This window comes from Streptomyces sp. NPDC038280 (genome assembly GCF_055600045.1).
Map to the genome: position 1 here is coordinate 196,648 of NZ_JBVJYZ010000004.1, position 17,111 is coordinate 213,758.

A 17,111-nucleotide genomic window follows, 5' to 3' on the forward strand; every position below is an offset into this window, starting at 1 on the left:
GGCTTCTAGCGCAGGCGAAGGGCCTTCATCACCTTGAGGCTGGTGCTCATGAAGGCGGCGTACTTCTCGTCGTCCATCCCGAAGGACGGCGCGAGCGGGATGAGCCGCTGCTGGGCGACGGTCTGGGCCTCGGTGTACTTGAGGATGCCCTCGGAGCCGTGCCGGCGGCCGAGGCCGGAGTCCTTCATGCCACCCATCGGGGACTGGACGCTGCCGTAGGCGGGGGCGTACCCCTCGTTGATGTTGACCGTGCCGGTGCGCAGCCGGGCCGCGACCGCGTGGCCCCGGCGCGAGTCCGTCGTCCAGACGCTGGAGTTGAGGCCGTAGGGGGTGGCGTTGGCCAGCTCGACGACCTCGTCCTCGTCGGTGAAGCGGTAGATCGAGACGACCGGGCCGAAGGTCTCCTCGGTGCACACGGCCATCGGCGCCTCGACGCCGTCGAGGATGGTCGGCTCGTAGAAGAGCGGGCCGATGTCGGGGCGGGCGACGCCGCCGGCGACGAGCCTTGCGCCCTTGGCGACGGCCTCGTCGACGTGCTTGGTGACGGTCTCCAGCTGGCGCTCGCCGACGAGCGAGCCCATGTCGGCGCCGTAGGCGAGGGAGTTGCCGAGCCGCATCGCCTTCGTACGGGCGGCGAACCGCTCGATGAACGCGTCGGCGATCGAGTCGTGGACGTACAACCGCTCGATGGAGATGCAGAGCTGTCCGGCGGAGGAGAAGCAGGCGCGCACGGCGCCGGCTGCGGCCTTCTCGATGTCCGCGTCGCGCAGCACGAGCATGGCGTTCTTGCCGCCGAGTTCGAGGGAGACACCGACGAGACGGGCGGCCGCGCCCCGGGCGACCTCGCGGCCGGTCCGGGTGGAGCCGGTGAAGGAGACGTAGTCGGCGTGCTTGACGACCTCGGGGCCGACGACGGGTCCGTCGCCGAGGACGACCTGGAAGACCTCGGCGGGCAGACCGGCCTCGACCAGCAGGTCCCGCGCCCACAGCGCGGTCAGCGCGGTCTCGGTGTCGGGCTTCATGACGACGGCGTTGCCGGAGACGAAGGCGGGCAGGGCGTCACCCACGGACAGTTCCAGCGGGTAGTTCCACGGCGCGATCTGGCCGACGACCCCGCGCGGCTGACGCAGCTCGGTCACCTTGGTGAGGGTCGGGACGACGCCGGTGTGCCGCTTGGCCTTGAGGTACGAGGCGGCCTTGCGGCCGTAGTGCCGGGCGGCGACGGCGACGGCCTGGACCTCCTCGTGCGCGTGCAGCCGGGCCTTGCCCGTCTCCAGCTGGATCAGGTCGAGGACCTCGGCCTGCCGCTCCAGTACGAGGTCGTGGAAGCGCAGCAGCACGGCGGCGCGGGCGCGGACCGGTGTGGCGGCCCAGGCGGGCTGGGCGGCGCGGGCGCGTGTGAAGGCCTCGGCGACGTCCTCGGGCGTGGACTCGGGCAGGTCCGCCAGCTTGTCCCCGGTGAACGGGGTGTGGTTGGCGGTCCGGCCGGAGCCGACGACCCCCCGGGTGAGCTGGGCGACCACTTCGGGAGTGACCACGTCGGCGGCGGTCCGTGCGCCGGCCGGGGCGGGGGCGATGGGGTTCGTGCCGTGCGTACCGGGGGCGGCGGTGGTGGCCTGCGAGTCCGTCATGGGGGCGAGGGTATGCGGCATCCGGGCCTTTGGGTACCCGTCGGTAATACCTTTTCACCGGGTACCCACAACCACGCCAGCGATCACTGGCACATAAGCCCTGATCAGGGGCTTATGGCCGCTACGGACCCTGGATCTTCAGGCCTTTCACGACTTCCGCGTACAGCGCCTCGCCGTCCGTGGCGCCCTTCCCCGCGGCGGGCACCTTCACGCGCAGGTGCCAGAACGTCCTGCCCTCTCCGGGGACGAGGAGCTCGTGGTACCGGTACCGGACGGGATCGTCCTCACTCGACGAGCAGGGCGTGTAGTCGGCGACGAGGTCGGACGCCTTGCGATAGTCCTCCGGGGACGGTCACCTGGGCCTGCAGGAGCTCGCTCTCCGGGCGCACCTGCCAGCCGGGCGGCAGCTCGTCGCCCCCGAAGGGATCGACGACGACCAGGGTGAGCGCGACGGCGACCAGGGTGAGCGCGACGGCGAGCGCCACCAGACCACCCAGCAGGCCGTAACGCGCCCCCCGGCTGTCCCGCAGGATCGGCGGCACCCAGCGGCCGCCACCGGCCGCGGGGCGCCGGGCGCGTAGAACTGCGTCACCGCGCCCGCCTTGCGGCGGCCGGGCCACCGACTCCAGCGTCTCGCGGATGGTGGACGGTCAGGAACCCTTCGGTTTCCAGCTCTTGAGCATGAAATCGAACTGCTCGCGGGTGGTCGCCCAGTCCTCCTGCGGGGAGGACATGTAGAGCGCGTACTCGGTGCCGTCGTCCGCGTAGTAGATCTGGTCGATCGCGTGCCGCTTGCCGGGGTGGGTCTTCTTCTCCGTCCAGGTGAACTCCCACAGACAGGAGTTGAGCTGGTCCCGGAAGGTGTTGGGGTGCAACTGCACCCGCTTGTAGACCGGCAGCCGGTCCTTGAGGGTCTTCTCCACGTCCTGCATGTGCATGTACGGGTTCTCGAAGTCAGGCGAGCGGTCGACGCTGATCCGGATGCGATGACGGCCGTTGTCGGGCGTGTAATCGATCTGGTTGCCGTCCATCTGGCGCTTCCAGCCCTTGGGCACGAGCAGGCTGAAGCCGTCGGGGTCGTTGACCCGGTGCCAGTCGGCCCCGACGGGCTGGTTCTGTGCCGTGGACTCGGGTGTCGTGGAACGCGTGACGTCCGGTCCGGCCTCCGTGCCGCGGCCGCTGTCATCCGCGTACTGCATGGCGGCGAAGACGGCCGCCCCGCCGATCACGGCCGCGAGCACGGCGGCGAGCAGAGCCACGCGGCCGCGCCGCCTGCCCGGGCCCGGGCGCGCACTCGCCGCGGCTGGGTACGGGTCCGGTACCGCGTCGGGCGGCGGGAGTTGGGCCGTCGCGGAGCGCAGGTCCTCCTCCCGCACCCTCTGGGTGGGCACGTACGCCTGCGCGGCGGCGGGGCTGCGCCCCTCCATCGCTTCCATCAGCATCCGCTCGGCCTCGGCCGCTTCCGGACGGTCCGCCGGGGCCTTGCGCAGCAGGGCGGTGATGACGGGCGCGAGAGCCCCCGCGTGCGCCGGGTAGGGCGGCTCCTCGGTCACCACGGCCTGCATGGTGCTGATCGGTGAGGTCCGGCGGAACGGCGACGTTCCCTCCACCGCCGTGTACAGCGTCGCGCCCAGCGACCACAGGTCGGAGGCGGGGCCCGGGTCGCCGCCCCGTACCCGTTCGGGCGCCAGGTAGTCGATGGAGCCGACGAGTTCCCCGGTCCGGGTGATGGTCGAGTCGCCCTCGATCGCGGCGATGCCGAAGTCGGTGATGAGGACCTGACCGTCGCGCGCCAGCAGGACGTTGCCGGGCTTCACGTCCCGGTGGAGCACCCCGGCCGCGTGCGCGGCCCGCAGCGCGCTCAGGACGTGCAGCCCGATGCGGGCCGCCTCGCGGGCCTCCAGCGGCCCCGACTTCTTGGCGGCGTCGGCGAGGGAGGGTCCGTCGACGTACTGCATCACGATCCACGGGCGGTCGTCGTGCTCCAGCACGTCGTGGACGGTGACGACGCCGGGGTGCGTGATGCGGGCGGCGGCGCGCGCCTCCTTCTGCGTGCGGGCGTGCAGGACGACCCGGTCGGCCTCGGAGACGTAGCGACCCGCCGTCAACTCCTTGACCGCGACGACCCGGTGCAGGACCTCATCGTGGGCACGCCAGACCTTGCCCATGCCACCGCTGCCGATGGACTCGCCCAGCCGGTAGCGACCGGCCAGCACCAGACCCGCGCCCGTGCTCTGAGAATGTTCCACTTGCCCCCGCCCACCCGTTCCTTCGGATGCCAGGTTACGGAGGGGGGTGCGGAAGGCGGAACCTCGGGGCAGGCAAAGGAAACCGCACTGTTACGGGCAACGGGCCGGTCTGCCGCGCTCTGCGACGGAGCGCCGACGGGCTGCGACGGACGGGGCGCCGACCCCGGAGCGAGTGGCTCAGCGCGTGGGGCGGTACTCCTGGACGGCCTGTTGGTAGATCTCGGACACCTTGTCGCGCTGGCTCTCCGGGCCGACGACCTGGATGACGTGGTACCGGCCGCCGACGATCATCGCCAGGTTCCGTACGTACACCTCACGGCCGCTGCTGTCCTGCCAGGTGAACTGCCCCTCGGCCATGGCCTGCTGACCCACGTCGATCCGTCGCAGCCCGGAGGCGCTCGACCAGGAGGAGTCGCGCCAGGGCTGGAGCTCGCGCTCCTTGGTGCGCTGGTACGTCATGGGATCGGAGCCGCCCGTCTGGACGGTGTCCCGGCCCGGGACCACGAGCAGGGTGAAGCCATTGCCGTTGTAGCGGACTTGCCCCGCGTCGTTGATCGGGCTGCGCTGCCACTTCTTGTCGACGCCGATCCGGAAGCCCTCGGGATCCTCGCGCAGGGTGTACCCGGCGGCCAGGGGGCGGCCCGGCGTCGGAGGTGTGCCGGGGGTCGTACTGCCCTGCCCACTCGGCCGGGACGGGCTGCTGGGCTGCCCGCCGGGCTGCTGGGACGACGGGGACTGCCCGCTGCCGGGCGTCTGCCCGCCCGGCCGGTCCTGGTCCGAGGTGGGCATGAACTTCACGGCGTACACGACGGCCCCGACCAGCAGGAGCAGGATCAGGACCAGCAGCAGACGCCCCAGGGAGCGCGGCCCGCGGCGCGGCGGCTCCGAACGGCCAGGCCGCAGCGGCCTGCCGGGCGTCTCGGGACGGCTGTAGCCCTCGGGCCGGCCGTAGGGGTCGGACCGGCCGTACGCCTCCGAACGGCCGCGGGCTTCCGACCCGCTGTACGCGGTGGCCCGGTCGGCCCGCGGGGCGCGCTCGCGCGTCCGCCGGGGCTCCTTGGCCTTCTTGTGGCGATGACGGCCGTGGGTGGAGACCCCTCCGCCACGGCGCTTGCGCACCAGCTCGCCGCGGCGGCGCACGATGGGCAGCCGCGTGCCGTCGAAGGACGGCAGCGGTACGGCCTCCGTGCCCACCTCGGGCTCGGGCGCGGACCGCACGAGCGAGCGCAGCCAGCCACGCAGTTCCTCGAAGTCCGGCCGCTCGGTCGGGTCCTGGCGCAGCAGTGACTCGACGATCGGGCGCAGCGGCCCGCACTCCTCGGCGAAGGCGGGGGGCTCGGCGCAGACGAGCTGGACCAGCTCGGCCGCACTCTCCTCGGGGTACGGGGCGTGGCCCTGGACGGCGCGGTAGAGCAGCGCGCCGAGCGCCCAGAGGTCGGTGGAGGGGCCGATGGGCGGGGCCAGCTGCCAGTTCTCGTGGACGGGGCCGGCCTGCTCGGGCGCCCAGCGCTCGGTGACGGCACCCACCACGGCGATCCGGGCCTGCCGGGCCCGCTCGGCGGCGAGGGGCGTGGCGGGGCCCCGGTAGGCGGGCGCCCGGCCTCCGGCCACGACGTCGTCCCAGCGGCCGCCGGCACGGGCCGGTTCGGCCGGGGCCGCCTGGCCCCGCTGTACGTCGGCCCGCTGCGAGTCGGCCTTCAGGGCGTCTCGGCCGCTGTCGCGCGGGGGCGGGGTGGCGGCGCTCGACCGGTAGCCCGTCGGGAGGGCGGGACGTCCAGCGGCGGGCAGTCCTCCGCCACCGGCCGGCAGCGAGCGGGCACCGTCCCGGCCCGCCGACGGGCGGTCGTTCCAGACCCCGGCGAGCAGCGCCCGCCGCGGTCCGCCGCCGTGGCCGTCGTCGACGCCCCCGTCCGGGCCGCCCTCGGCGCCGTCGTCGTCGGCGGCGTCATCGTCGTCCACGGCCTGGGACCACCACTGGGGGTCGTAGGGCGTGCCGCCGTCCGCGGAACGGGCGCCGGGAAGCGGCAGCGGGCCGCCGGCCCGGGGAGCGCCCGGGGCGCCCTGGTGGGCTTCTCGGCTCTGGTGGCCCTCGTGGTTCTCATGGCTCTGCTTGCCCTCTTGGGCTTCGCTGAGGCGCGCCGCGGCCCGGGCTCCCGCCCGGTACGCGGCGATGGCGCCCGCGCGCGCGGCTCGTACGTCCGCCGAGGGAGGCGCCGGGGTCCCCTCGGTACCGGCAGCCGACAACTCGGGCCGCGCCCCGGGGACACGCGGGCCGCCCGGGGAACCGTCGTGCGTGTCGTAGCCGCCGGCGGCGTAGCCCGGGTCGAGGGCGCGGGGGTCGTGGGCGCTGGGGTCGTGGGCGCTGGGGTCGAGGGCGCTGGGGTCGAGGGCGCGCGGGTATTCGCCTGCGCCTGTGCCGTAGCCGTCCGGGCCGTGACCGTCCGTGCCGTAGCCGCCCGAGTCGTTGGTGCTCGCGCCGTAGCTCGGAGCGTTGGCGCCCGGGTCTCCCGGAGCCTGGTCGTCGTCGGCGTCCGGTACCGGCGCGTACCCGCAGAGCGCCTCCTCCGCCGCGCCGGCGGCCAGCCCGGTCAGGACGACCCGTCCGTCGTCGCAGACGAGGACCGTGCGGACGGTGATGTTCCGGTGGGTCCAGCCGTGCGCGTGGAGCACCCGGAGGGCGGTGAGGACGTCCGCGCCGATCTCCGCCGCCCGATACGGGTTCAGGGGCCGCTCGGCGAGGAGCGCCGCGAGCGGCCGGGCCGCGACCAGTTCACTCACTATCCAGAGCGAGCCGCCCTCGGCGAAGACGTCGAAGACCTGGTCGAGCCGAGGGTGGTCGGGGATCTGCGCCGCCGCCTGTGCCGCTTCGATGGCCCGCCGTACGGCGGGATCCGTCGGCCGCCGGGTCGTACGCCCGGACGCCCGTCGCGGCGCGTACCCCGTCGATCCGTCCGCGTCGAGCACCTCGGCGTCGACGACCTCCGGCAACGGCAGCTGGCGGACGAGTACTTCCTGCCCGCTGTACGTGTCAAACGCCCGTGTTTCGACCAGTTCGTACTCGTCCGAAGGCGGCAACGGAAGGCGGTAGCGGTCGGCGAGCACCCTTCCCGCGTAGTCGTCCATGACGCCTCCCCACGAGCGCGCTGTCCCCCAGGTCCCGTAGTTCAGCACGAAACCGTCAATTGCGATCCGGTCCCGTGCAGTTAACGGCTCTGTTCGGCTGCGTACGGTCCCCGGGCTCTCACGATACGTGGCCTTGGTCAGTCCTTGGGGCTGAACGTCGCGAACGCCGTATCACGCAGCGTCTTGCACTCGGCGGCGTTCCACTCACTGGACTTGCAGCTGATCATGATGGAGTAGCCGTGCTTGGCGTCCACCTTGAAGCCGCGGTTGAGGACCATGACGCGCGTACCGCCCTGGTTGCGCTCGAACTGCCAGTCGGCGACGGTCGGGTAGCCCTTGTACGAGACGGTCTTTATCCCGTGGTGCTGGTAGCCGTCGCTGCTGGCGGCCACCCCGCTGACGGCCGCCGTCCAGGCGCCGGCCGCGTCGTTCTTGGGGCTGGCGTTGAAGTCGACCTGGACGCGGGGGAAACCGCCGGAAGCGCTGAAGATCCCGCCGGAGTTCCGACCCGCTATTCCGGTCATCCGGAAGGCCTTGGGCATCGCCATCGAGAAGTGGAACCGCGCGTTGGTCACCATGACGTACCCCGCCGGAAGCACCGCACTGCCGCCGCGGGCCGTGCCACCTGTGCCGCCGGCGCCGCCGGTCCCTCCTGTGCCGCCGGTCGCCTTGCCGTCGCCGGTGGTGGCGCCGGTCGAGCCGTCCTTGCCGGGCTGTGTCCCGTCCCCGCCACCGGTGCTCCGACCGCCGCCGCTGGTCTTGCCGTTCCGGTCCGTGCCCTGGGCGTAACCGCCGCCGGTGGAGGCACCGGCCGAAGCGGCCTTGTCGTCCTTGCCCTTGCCCTGGCTGGTGGTGTCGTCCCCGCCGAAGGCGAGGTACAGGACGGTGGAGAGCACGGCGAGCACCACGACGACCGCGATGATCACCAGGGTCCGACGGGGCACCACATCGGTGATCGGCGCCCGCACGGGCGCGGGACGGCCCGGTCGCCCGCCGGTTTGCGACAGCGACTGCTTCTGTTCGGGCTTCGCGGCCGCGGTGGCGGCGGCGGTCGCGGCCGCCGCGGCGTTCCGTACGGACTTCAGCGCGCCGCGCATCCGCTCCGCGGCAACGTCGGCGGCCTCCTTGGCCTTGTCCTTGGCCCGGCCTTCGGGGGCGGGCGGAACCGGGGGCAGCGCGACGACCCGGGTGGCCTCGGGCGACGGCTCCGGCTCGGCTGCGACGGGCTCCGCGGGCCCGTTGACGACCGCGCTGAGCAGCGCCCGTGCCCCTGCGTCGTCGAGCCGCTGCTCGGGATCCTTGGCGAGCAGGCCGTAGATGACCTCCTCCAGCAGCGGTCCCGCGTTCTTGGGCGGGTCGACCGGCTCGGTCATGACCGCCGTCAGCGTCGCGATGGCGGAGCCCTTGTCGTAGGGCGGGCTGCCCTCGAGGCTCGCGTACAGCAGGCCGCCCAGCGACCACATGTCCGCCGCCGGGCCCGGCCTGTGGCCGCGTGCCCGCTCGGGCGAGATGTAGGAGGGCGCGCCGACGAGCATGCCGGTCGAGGTGATCGAGGGGTCGCCCTCGACCTGCGCGATACCGAAGTCGGTCAGCACGACCCGGCCGTCCTCGGCGATCAGCACATTGGACGGCTTCACATCGCGGTGCAGGATGCCCTCGCGGTGCGCGGAGCGCAGTACGTCGAGGATCGCGAGCCCCACCTCTGCGGCGCGGCGCGGGGTCAGCGTGCCGTCCTCGCGGATGGCGTCGGCGAGGGACTTGCCCTCGATGAGCTCCATGACGATCCACGGCCGGTCGTCCTCGTCCACGACGTCGTAGACGGTCACGGCGCCGTTGTTGCGGATGCGGGCGATCGCCTTGGCCTCGCGCAGGGTCCGGGTGATCAGCCGGCGCTTCTCGTCCTCGTCGATGGCGCCCGGAAACCGGAGTTCCTTGACCGCGACGGTCCGTCCGAGCGTCTCGTCGACGGCACGCCAGACCGTGCCCATGCCGCCACGCCCGAGGACACCGCCGAGCCGGTAGCGGCCGGCCAGGAGCCGTCCTTCGGCGGTCCCACCCTGGGCTGCCGACGGCGTGCCCGACTTGCTCACCTTGGTCTTGGCGTCGGCCCGCACCGGGGCGTCCGCCTTGGAGAGCACGGCCTTCTTCGCGCCACCGGCACCGCCGCCCACGGGGCTCGCGGGGTCCGCGTCCGCCACGGGGCCCTTGCCCTGGGCGGGGTTCGCGTCCGGCGCGGGGCCCTTGCCCTGAACGGGGGCCGCGTCCGGCGCGGGACTCTTGTCCAGCGCGGGACGCTTGTCCTGTATGGGGCTCGCGCCGGCCGCGGGGCCCTTGTCCAGCACGGGGGTCGCGTCCGCCGCAGGACCCTCGCCCTGCGACGCGCCCTCGTCCGACGGCGCGTCGGACTCCCCGTCAGGCCCGCCGTCGCCCGACGGCACACCCGCCGACAGCGCCGACGCCCCGTCAGCCTCCGTGTCCGGCTTCACCGCTTCCGTGCCCGACTTCGGGGCGGTCTGCGCACCGACCCCCGTGTCGGGTTCCCCGTCCCGCTGTGCGGGAACGCCGTCCCCGTCACGGGTGGTTCCGGCACCCCGCCCGGCGTCCGAACCGCTGTCCGGCTCGACGCCCGTCACCGCGTCCCGCCGAGGTTCCCGCGCCGTGTCCCGCGACTGCTCCGCCTCCGACATGCGTCCCCTCTGCGATCCCTGATCTTCGCCCGCGCCTGCCGCTCCCGCGCGATGCGGTAACCCGCCCTGGAAGAGGGTCCATTGTCCCTCACCCCGGGACCGGCACTGCTCCCGGGTCCGCACTCCGACACGACGGCTGCGCGGTGGGCGGTTCCCACCATGCCACCCCGCGGGGCGCAGGTCACGGCCGCCCGGCCGGGCCCCTCCCGGCGCCGGCGGTCACCGGGCACGCCCCCGCGCGCCTGGGCCGCCCGGGCCCCGAAGCACCACGCGCATCAACTCCCGCACGCGCCACGGAGAATGGGCGACATAGGGGCACGGCATATGCCCCCGACGTCCTCCGCCCGGGCCCGCGCACCGCGTGGACTAGATCGGAACGATGTCCGGCGCACCCAGGCGCGCCGCGTCGGCCGTCAGGTCGTCGGGCTGCCGCTGCGACTCCCGCTCCGCCTCGACGCGCTTCTCGTAGTGCGCCACCTCCTTGTCGATCTGCCCCTCGTCCCAGCCCAGGACCGGGGCCATCAGTTCGGCGCACTCGCGCGCGCTGCGCGTCCCTCGGTCGAACGTCTCGATGGAGACTCGGGTACGCCGGGTCAGTACGTCGTCCAGATGGCGCGCTCCCTCGTGCGAGGCCGCGTAGACGACCTCGGCCCGCAGATAGTCGTCGGCCGCCGCCAGGGGCTCGCCCAGACTCGGGTCCGCGGCGATCAGTTCCAGTACCTCCTCCGCCATGGAACCGAACCGGTTGAGCAGATGCTCCACGCGCACCACATGGAGCCCCGTCCGGGCCGCGATCCTCGCCCGTGCGTTCCACAGCGCGCGGTATCCCTCGGCGCCGAGCAGGGGCACGTCCTCGGTCACGCAGGCCGCCACCCGCTGGTCGAGCCCGTGCACGGCCTCGTCGACGGCGTCCTTGGCCATGACCCGGTAGGTCGTGTACTTGCCGCCGGCGACGACGACCATGCCTGGCACCGGGTGCGCCACGGTGTGCTCCCGCGACAGCTTGCTGGTCGCGTCCGACTCCCCCGCGAGCAGCGGCCGCAGCCCCGCGTACACCCCCTCCACGTCGTCCCGGGTGAGCGGCACCGACAGGACCGAGTTGACGTGCTGCAGCAGGTAGTCGATGTCGGCGCTCGACGCGGCCGGGTGCGCCTTGTCCAGATCCCAGTCGGTGTCCGTGGTCCCCACGATCCAGTGCCGTCCCCACGGGATCACGAACAGCACCGACTTCTCGGTCCTCAGGATCAATCCGGTATTCGAGTGAATCCGGTCCTTCGGCACCACCAGATGGATGCCCTTCGAAGCCCGCACATGGAACTGCCCCCGCTCCCCGATCAGCGCCTGTGTGTCGTCCGTCCACACGCCGGTCGCGTTCACGATCTGCTTGGCCCGGATCTCGTACTCCCCGCCGGCCTCGACGTCCTGCACCCGAGCGCCGACCACCCTCTCCCCCTCGCGCAGGAAGCCGACGACCCGCGCCCGGCTGGCGACCTTCGCGCCGTAGGAGGCGGCGGTCCGCACGAGCGTCGTCACGAAGCGCGCGTCGTCCATCTGGGCGTCGTAGTACTGAAGGGCGCCGACCAGGGCGTCCTTCTTCAGGCAGGGCGCCACCCGCAACGCGTGACGGCGTGACAGGTGACGGTGGACCGGAAGCCCGCGGCCGTGGCCCGACGACACCGACATCGCGTCGTAGAGCGCGACACCCGATCCGGCGTAGAGACGCTCCCAGCCCTTGTGCTGGAGCGGATAGAGGAACGGCACCGGCTTCACCAGATGAGGGGCCAGCCGCTCGAGCAGCAGCCCGCGCTCCTTCAGCGCCTCCCGGACCAGCGCGAAGTCCAGCATCTCCAGATAGCGCAGGCCGCCGTGGATGAGCTTGCTCGACCGGCTGGAGGTGCCCGAGGCCCAGTCGCGCGCTTCGACGAGCCCGGTGGCGAGTCCTCGCGTCGCCGCGTCGAGGGCGGTCCCGGCTCCGACCACGCCGGCGCCCACGACCAGCACGTCCAGTTCACCCTCGGCCATGGCCGCGAGCGCCTCGGCGCGCTCCGCGGGTCCCAGTGTCGCTGTCCTCACCGCTGCCTCCCGTCGTCCCCCACGTGGTCGGGCTCACAGACTCGATTCTGTCCCCGCTCACCGACTTCAGCCACCGCCTGTGGATATCCCCGGGGTCCCTGGGGGTGACGCGAGGGGCCCGGCAGATCAACACTCGGCGCACACACGACAGCGCAATGCCGCATATCGGTCATATTTACGCCTAGTCTGACATTGCGTTCGCCCCATTCTGTCCACAGGGCTTGCGCGCTTCGTCCCCTCCGGCTACTGGGAAGGACGGCCCTCCTCCATGCCCGCTGATCTCGCCGTCATCGGCCTCGGCCACCTCGGACTCCCTCTCGCCCAGGCCGCCGTCGCCGCGGGTATCGACACCATCGGCTACGACACCGACCCGCGCCCCGTCGCCGAGCTCTGCGCCGGACGCCCACCCGTCGACGGCTCCCTCACCGCCTCCGAGATCCGCCGGATGCTCGCGGGAGGCTTCCGTCCCACCACCAACCCGGTCGAGCTCGGCCGGGTCCGTACCGCCGTCATCTGCGCCCCCACCGCCCTCGGCGCCGACCACACCCTCGACCTCACGGCCGTCGCGGACGCCGCTCGCGCACTCGGAACGCGCATGCGCCCGCACACCACCGTGCTGCTCGAATCACCTGTGCACCCCGGCACCACCGAGGAATTCCTCCGCCCCCTCCTCGAAGAGGCCTCGGGTCTGCGCGCGGGCCGTGACTTCCAGCTCGCCTACTCCCCCGGGCGCCTCGACCCCGGCAACCGCGCCCACGGCTTCGCGGCGACGCCCAAGGTCATCGGCGGCCTCACGCCGGCCTGCACCGAAGCCGCCGCCGCCTTCTACGGCCGCCTCACCGACAAGGTCGTCCGCGCGCGCGGCCCTCGCGAGGCCGAGACGGTCAAGCTCCTGGAAACCAACTTCCGCCACGTCAACATCGCCCTCGTCAACGAGATGGCCGTGCTCTGCCACGACCTCGGCGTCGACCTCTGGGACGTCATCCGCTGCGCCGAGACCAAGCCCTTCGGCTTCCAGGCCTTCCGCCCGGGCCCCGGCGTCGGAGGCCACGGCGTCCCCGTGGACACCATCGGCGCCCACCGCCCGCTGCGCATGGTCGAGCTGGCGGCCCAGGTCAACGAACGCATGCCGCAGTACGTGATCCAGCGCAGCGCCACCCTCCTCAACGAGCACGGCAAATCCGTCCGCGGCGCACGTGTCCTGCTGCTCGGTGTCACCTACAAACCGGACCTCGCCGACCGCGAGGGCTCCCCGGCTGACGAGATCGGCCGCCGGCTGATGGACCTGGGCGCGGTGGTGAGCTACCACGACCCCTACGTCCCCGACTGGCGCGTGGGCGAGGCCCCCGTCCCCCGGGCGGACTCTCTGTACGAAGCCGCGGCCCACGCCGACCTGACGATCCTGCTCCAGCACCACCGCACGTACGACCTCCAGGGCCTCGCGGTGAAGGCCCAACTCCTCCTCGACACCCGGGGGGCGACCCCGGCGGGGGCGGCCCACCGTCTGTGACCCGTGTCCTTCGCCGGACCACGACCAGACCGAAGGGCCCCGCCGGTCCACGCATACGGAAGGGGCCCCGCACCAGTCGGTGCGGGGCCCCTTCCGTATGTCCGCGGAACGTCAGCGGCTGTGCTGCGAGTCCGCCACCGTCACCTCGACGCGCTGGAACTCCTTGAGCTCGCTGTAGCCCGTCGTCGCCATCGCCCGGCGCAGCGCGCCGAAGAAGTTCATCGACCCGTCCGGCGAGTGCGAGGGACCGGCGAGGATCTCCTCGGTCGTGCCGACGATGCCCAGGTCCACCAGCTTGCCGCGCGGCACGTCCTCGTGGACGGCCTCCATGCCCCAGTGGTGGCCCTTGCCCGGCGCGTCCGTCGCGCGGGCCAGCGGGGAGCCGATCATCACCGAGTCGGCACCGCACGCGATGGCCTTCGGCAGGTCACCCGACCAGCCCACGCCACCGTCCGCGATGACGTGCACATAGCGGCCGCCGGACTCGTCCATGTAGTCGCGGCGGGCCGCGGCCACATCGGCGACCGCGGTCGCCATCGGCACCTGGATGCCCAGCACGTTGCGGGTGGTGTGCGCGGCGCCACCGCCGAAGCCGACCAGCACACCCGCCGCGCCCGTGCGCATCAGGTGCAGGGCGGCGGTGTAGGTGGCGCAGCCGCCGACGATGACCGGGACGTCCAGCTCGTAGATGAACTGCTTCAGGTTCAGCGGCTCGGCGGCGCCGGAGACGTGCTCGGCGGAGACCGTCGTACCGCGGATGACGAAGATGTCCACACCGGCGTCGACGACGGCCTTGGAGAACTGCGCGGTGCGCTGCGGGGAGAGCGCGGCGGCGGTGACCACACCCGAGTCGCGCACCTCCTTGATGCGCTGCCCGATCAGCTCTTCCTTGATGGGAGCGGAGTAGATCTCCTGCAGACGGCGGGTCGCGGTCTCCTCCTCCATCTCCGCGATCTCGTCGAGCAGCGGCTGCGGGTCCTCGTAGCGGGTCCACAGACCCTCGAGGTTCAGCACGCCGAGCCCGCCGAGCTCACCGATGCGGATGGCGGTCTGCGGGGAGACCACCGAGTCCATGGGGGCGGCCAGGAACGGCAGCTCGAACCGGTAGGCGTCGATCTGCCAGGCGATCGAGACCTCCTTCGGGTCCCGGGTGCGCCGGCTCGGGACGACGGCGATGTCGTCGAACGCGTACGCCCTGCGGCCGCGCTTGCCGCGCCCGATCTCGATCTCAGTCACGATGTGTGGCCTTTCCCTCTACGTCTGCGCCTACCAGTATCCCCGACACACGCGTGAGGGGCGGTCCCGGCCGCATGCCGGGACCGCCCCTCACCGGGTCGGCGCTACTTCCTGCTGTAGTTCGGCGCTTCGACCGTCATCTGGATGTCGTGCGGGTGGCTCTCCTTGAGACCCGCGGAGGTGATCCGCACGAACCGGCCGTTCGTCTGAAGCTCCGGCACCGTCCGGCCGCCGACATAGAACATCGACTGGCGCAGACCACCCACGAGCTGGTGGACGACGGCGGAGAGAGGTCCGCGGTAGGGCACCTGGCCCTCGATGCCCTCGGGCACCAGCTTCTCGTCGGAGGCGACGCCCTCCTGGAAGTAGCGGTCCTTGGAGAAGGAGCGCTGCTCGCCACGGGACTGCATGGCGCCGAGCGAGCCCATGCCGCGGTACGACTTGAACTGCTTGCCGTTGATGAAGAGCAGCTCGCCCGGGGACTCCTCGCAGCCCGCCAGCAGCGAGCCGAGCATCACCGTGTCCGCGCCGGCGACCAGGGCCTTGGCGATGTCGCCCGAGTACTGCAGACCGCCGTCGCCGATGACCGGGACACCGGCCGCCTTGGCGGCGAGGGAGGCTTCGTAGATCGCCGTGACCTGCGGGACGCCGATGCCGGCGACCACCCGGGTCGTACAGATGGAGCCCGGGCCCACGCCCACCTTGATGCCGTCGACGCCCGCGTCGATCAGCGCCTGGGCGCCGTCACGGGTGGCGATGTTGCCGCCGATGACGTCGACGCTGGTGGAGTTGGACTTGATCTTGGCCACCATGTCGCCGACCAGCCGGGAGTGGCCGTGCGCGGTGTCGACGACGATGAAGTCGACACCGGCCTCGATCAGCGCCTGGGCGCGCTCGTAGGCGTCCCCGGCGACACCGACGGCCGCGCCGACGAGCAGCCGGCCGCCCTTGTCCTTGGCGGCGTTCGGGTACTTCTCGGCCTTGACGAAGTCCTTGACGGTGATGAGGCCCTTGAGCAGCCCGGCGTCGTCGACCAGCGGCAGCTTCTCGATCTTGTGGCGGCGCAGCAGCTCCATGGCGTCCACGCCGGAGATGCCGACCTTGCCCGTGACCAGCGGCATCGGCGTCATGACCTCGCGCACCTGACGGGTGCGGTCCGTCTCGAAGGCCATGTCGCGGTTGGTGACGATGCCGAGCAGCTTGCCCGCCGCGTCCGTGACCGGGACACCGCTGATGCGGAACTTGGCGCAGATCGCGTCGGCCTCGCCGAGCGTCGCGTCGGGGTGCACCGTGATCGGGTCGGTGACCATGCCGGACTCGGAGCGCTTCACCAGGTCGACCTGGTTGGCCTGGTCGGCGATGGAGAGATTGCGGTGCAGCACGCCGACGCCGCCCTGCCGCGCCATGGCGATCGCCATGCGGGCCTCGGTGACCTTGTCCATCGCCGCCGAGAGGAGCGGGATGTTCACCCGTACGTTCTTGGAGATGTACGAGGAGGTGTCGATCTGGTCGGGCGCCATGTCGGACGCGCCCGGCAGCAGCAGCACGTCGTCGTAGGTCAGCCCGAGTGTCGCGAATTTCTCGGGCACTCCGTCGACGTTTGCAGTCATGACACCTTCCCCAAATGGCCTTGATCGGTGCGGATGTCCATGCTAACGGGCTACGAGGGTGTCTCATTCCACGATCAAGATCACCCGGAAGATTTGTACGTTCATACGTGCGCAGCCGCGACGTACGTCACTGCTCAGCCAGCGCCCTCAGCCGACTGAGCGCACGGTGCTGAGCCACCCGTACGGCCCCCGGTGACATCCCGAGCATCTGACCGGTCTCCTCGGCGGTCAGCCCCACGGCCACGCGGAGCACCAGGAGCTCCCGCTGGTTCTCCGGCAGGTTCGCGAGGAGCCGCTTGGCCCACTCGGCGTCATCGCTGAGCAGGGCCCGCTCCTCGGGACCGAGGGAATCGTCGGGCCGCTCCGGCATCTCGTCGGAGGGCACGGCGGTGGACCCGGGATGCCGCATGGCGGCCCGCTGCAGATCGGCGACTTTGTGCCCGGCGATGGCGAAGACGAACGCTTCGAAGGGCCGACCGGTGTCCTTGTAGCGCGGCAGAGCCATCAGCACCGCGACGCAGACTTCCTGCGCGAGGTCCTCGACAAAGTGGCGAGCATCACCGGGCAGCCGGTTCAACCGCGTGCGGCAATAGCGCAGCGCAAGGGGGTGAACATGGGCCAGAAGATCGTGCGTGGCCTGCTCGTCGCCCTCGACGGCACGGTGAACGAGTGCACCGATAGCCCCAGGGGCAGTCGTAGCCTCGTCGTCACGCATCGCTCCATGGTGCCTTGGCGCCTGCGGATTCGCGGCACCGCGTCCGTAGTTGTGCACCGAAGCGTTATGAGCAGGTGCGCCGGAACTCATCTCCCGCGCCCTCCCCTTCCGCTCGATCGACTCGTCCCCGAGGAACTCCACACCTCAAGGATGCGGCATCCGGAGAGGAAGTGACACAAGCCGCCGCGGCGGGGACGGAAGCCACTGCCGCAGCGGGGGTGCGAGCGGCTCCCGCGAGGGAGGCCCGAACCCGCCCCGTCCGCCCGGCGGCGGACGG

10 protein-coding genes are annotated in these 17,111 nt (G+C 72.2%); 1 reads left to right on the forward strand and 9 read right to left on the reverse strand.

From position 1 onward, the window contains the following. Window positions 1-5 precede the first annotated feature (5 nt). The 6 genes from ACZ7J0_RS11725 to ACZ7J0_RS11750 all read right to left on the reverse strand — a co-directional run bounded on the left by ACZ7J0_RS11725 (window position 6) and on the right by ACZ7J0_RS11750 (window position 11,763). The gene (locus ACZ7J0_RS11725; protein ID WP_470886357.1) at window positions 6-1,631 is read right to left on the reverse strand and encodes a succinic semialdehyde dehydrogenase; all 1,626 of its coding nucleotides are present in this window, start codon (window positions 1,629-1,631) and stop codon (window positions 6-8) included. A 284-nt stretch (window positions 1,632-1,915) separates the two neighbouring features. After that, window positions 1,916-2,251 carry a hypothetical protein gene (locus ACZ7J0_RS11730; protein WP_470886359.1) on the reverse strand — a complete coding sequence of 112 codons (336 nt, stop codon included), beginning with the start codon at window positions 2,249-2,251 and terminating at the stop codon, window positions 1,916-1,918. 30 nt (window positions 2,252-2,281) lie between these two features. Further along, entirely contained in the window at window positions 2,282-3,880 is a 1,599-nt protein-coding gene (locus ACZ7J0_RS11735; RefSeq protein WP_470886361.1) for a serine/threonine-protein kinase, read from the reverse strand. Window positions 3,881-4,057: 177 nt separating this feature from the next. Then, window positions 4,058-7,003: a protein kinase gene (locus tag ACZ7J0_RS11740; protein WP_470886362.1), complete on the reverse strand. Its 2,946-nt coding sequence runs from the start codon at window positions 7,001-7,003 to the stop codon at window positions 4,058-4,060. A gap of 137 nt (window positions 7,004-7,140) precedes the next feature. After that, on the reverse strand, window positions 7,141-9,690 hold the full coding sequence (locus ACZ7J0_RS11745; protein ID WP_470886364.1) for a serine/threonine-protein kinase: 2,550 nt from the start codon (window positions 9,688-9,690) through the stop codon (window positions 7,141-7,143). A gap of 366 nt (window positions 9,691-10,056) precedes the next feature. Beyond that, window positions 10,057-11,763 (reverse strand): glycerol-3-phosphate dehydrogenase/oxidase, encoded by a 1,707-nt coding sequence (locus ACZ7J0_RS11750; protein ID WP_470886366.1) that lies wholly within the window; start codon window positions 11,761-11,763, stop codon window positions 10,057-10,059. 268 nt (window positions 11,764-12,031) lie between these two features. On the opposite strand from ACZ7J0_RS11750, the gene ACZ7J0_RS11755 reads away from it, so the two are divergent. Beyond that, complete coding sequence (locus ACZ7J0_RS11755; RefSeq protein ID WP_470886368.1) at window positions 12,032-13,273, forward strand: nucleotide sugar dehydrogenase; 1,242 nt, start codon at window positions 12,032-12,034, stop codon at window positions 13,271-13,273. A gap of 111 nt (window positions 13,274-13,384) precedes the next feature. Here ACZ7J0_RS11755 and ACZ7J0_RS11760 read toward each other — a convergent pair whose 3' ends face one another. From ACZ7J0_RS11760 to ACZ7J0_RS11770, 3 genes are all read right to left on the reverse strand, one after another. Then, window positions 13,385-14,509 (reverse strand): GuaB3 family IMP dehydrogenase-related protein, encoded by a 1,125-nt coding sequence (locus ACZ7J0_RS11760; RefSeq protein WP_470886370.1) that lies wholly within the window; start codon window positions 14,507-14,509, stop codon window positions 13,385-13,387. 104 nt (window positions 14,510-14,613) lie between these two features. Next, window positions 14,614-16,119, reverse strand: a complete 1,506-nt coding sequence (gene guaB / locus ACZ7J0_RS11765; protein ID WP_470886372.1) for an IMP dehydrogenase — start codon at window positions 16,117-16,119, stop codon at window positions 14,614-14,616. A 127-nt stretch (window positions 16,120-16,246) separates the two neighbouring features. Next, on the reverse strand, window positions 16,247-16,834 hold the full coding sequence (locus ACZ7J0_RS11770; protein ID WP_470886374.1) for a sigma-70 family RNA polymerase sigma factor: 588 nt from the start codon (window positions 16,832-16,834) through the stop codon (window positions 16,247-16,249). Between the last annotated feature and the right edge of the window lie 277 nt (window positions 16,835-17,111).

What these genes read in the sequence shown, in the direction of transcription:
- ACZ7J0_RS11725 (WP_470886357.1), bottom strand. Translation starts at nt 1,631, where the DNA reads ATGACGGACTCGCAGGCCACCACCGCCGCCCCCGGTACGCACGGCACG.
- ACZ7J0_RS11740 (WP_470886362.1), bottom strand. Translation starts at nt 7,003, where the DNA reads ATGGACGACTACGCGGGAAGGGTGCTCGCCGACCGCTACCGCCTTCCG.
- ACZ7J0_RS11745 (WP_470886364.1), bottom strand. Translation starts at nt 9,690, where the DNA reads ATGTCGGAGGCGGAGCAGTCGCGGGACACGGCGCGGGAACCTCGGCGG.
- ACZ7J0_RS11755 (WP_470886368.1), top strand. Translation starts at nt 12,032, where the DNA reads ATGCCCGCTGATCTCGCCGTCATCGGCCTCGGCCACCTCGGACTCCCT.
- guaB (WP_470886372.1), bottom strand. Translation starts at nt 16,119, where the DNA reads ATGACTGCAAACGTCGACGGAGTGCCCGAGAAATTCGCGACACTCGGG.
- ACZ7J0_RS11770 (WP_470886374.1), bottom strand. Translation starts at nt 16,834, where the DNA reads ATGCGTGACGACGAGGCTACGACTGCCCCTGGGGCTATCGGTGCACTC.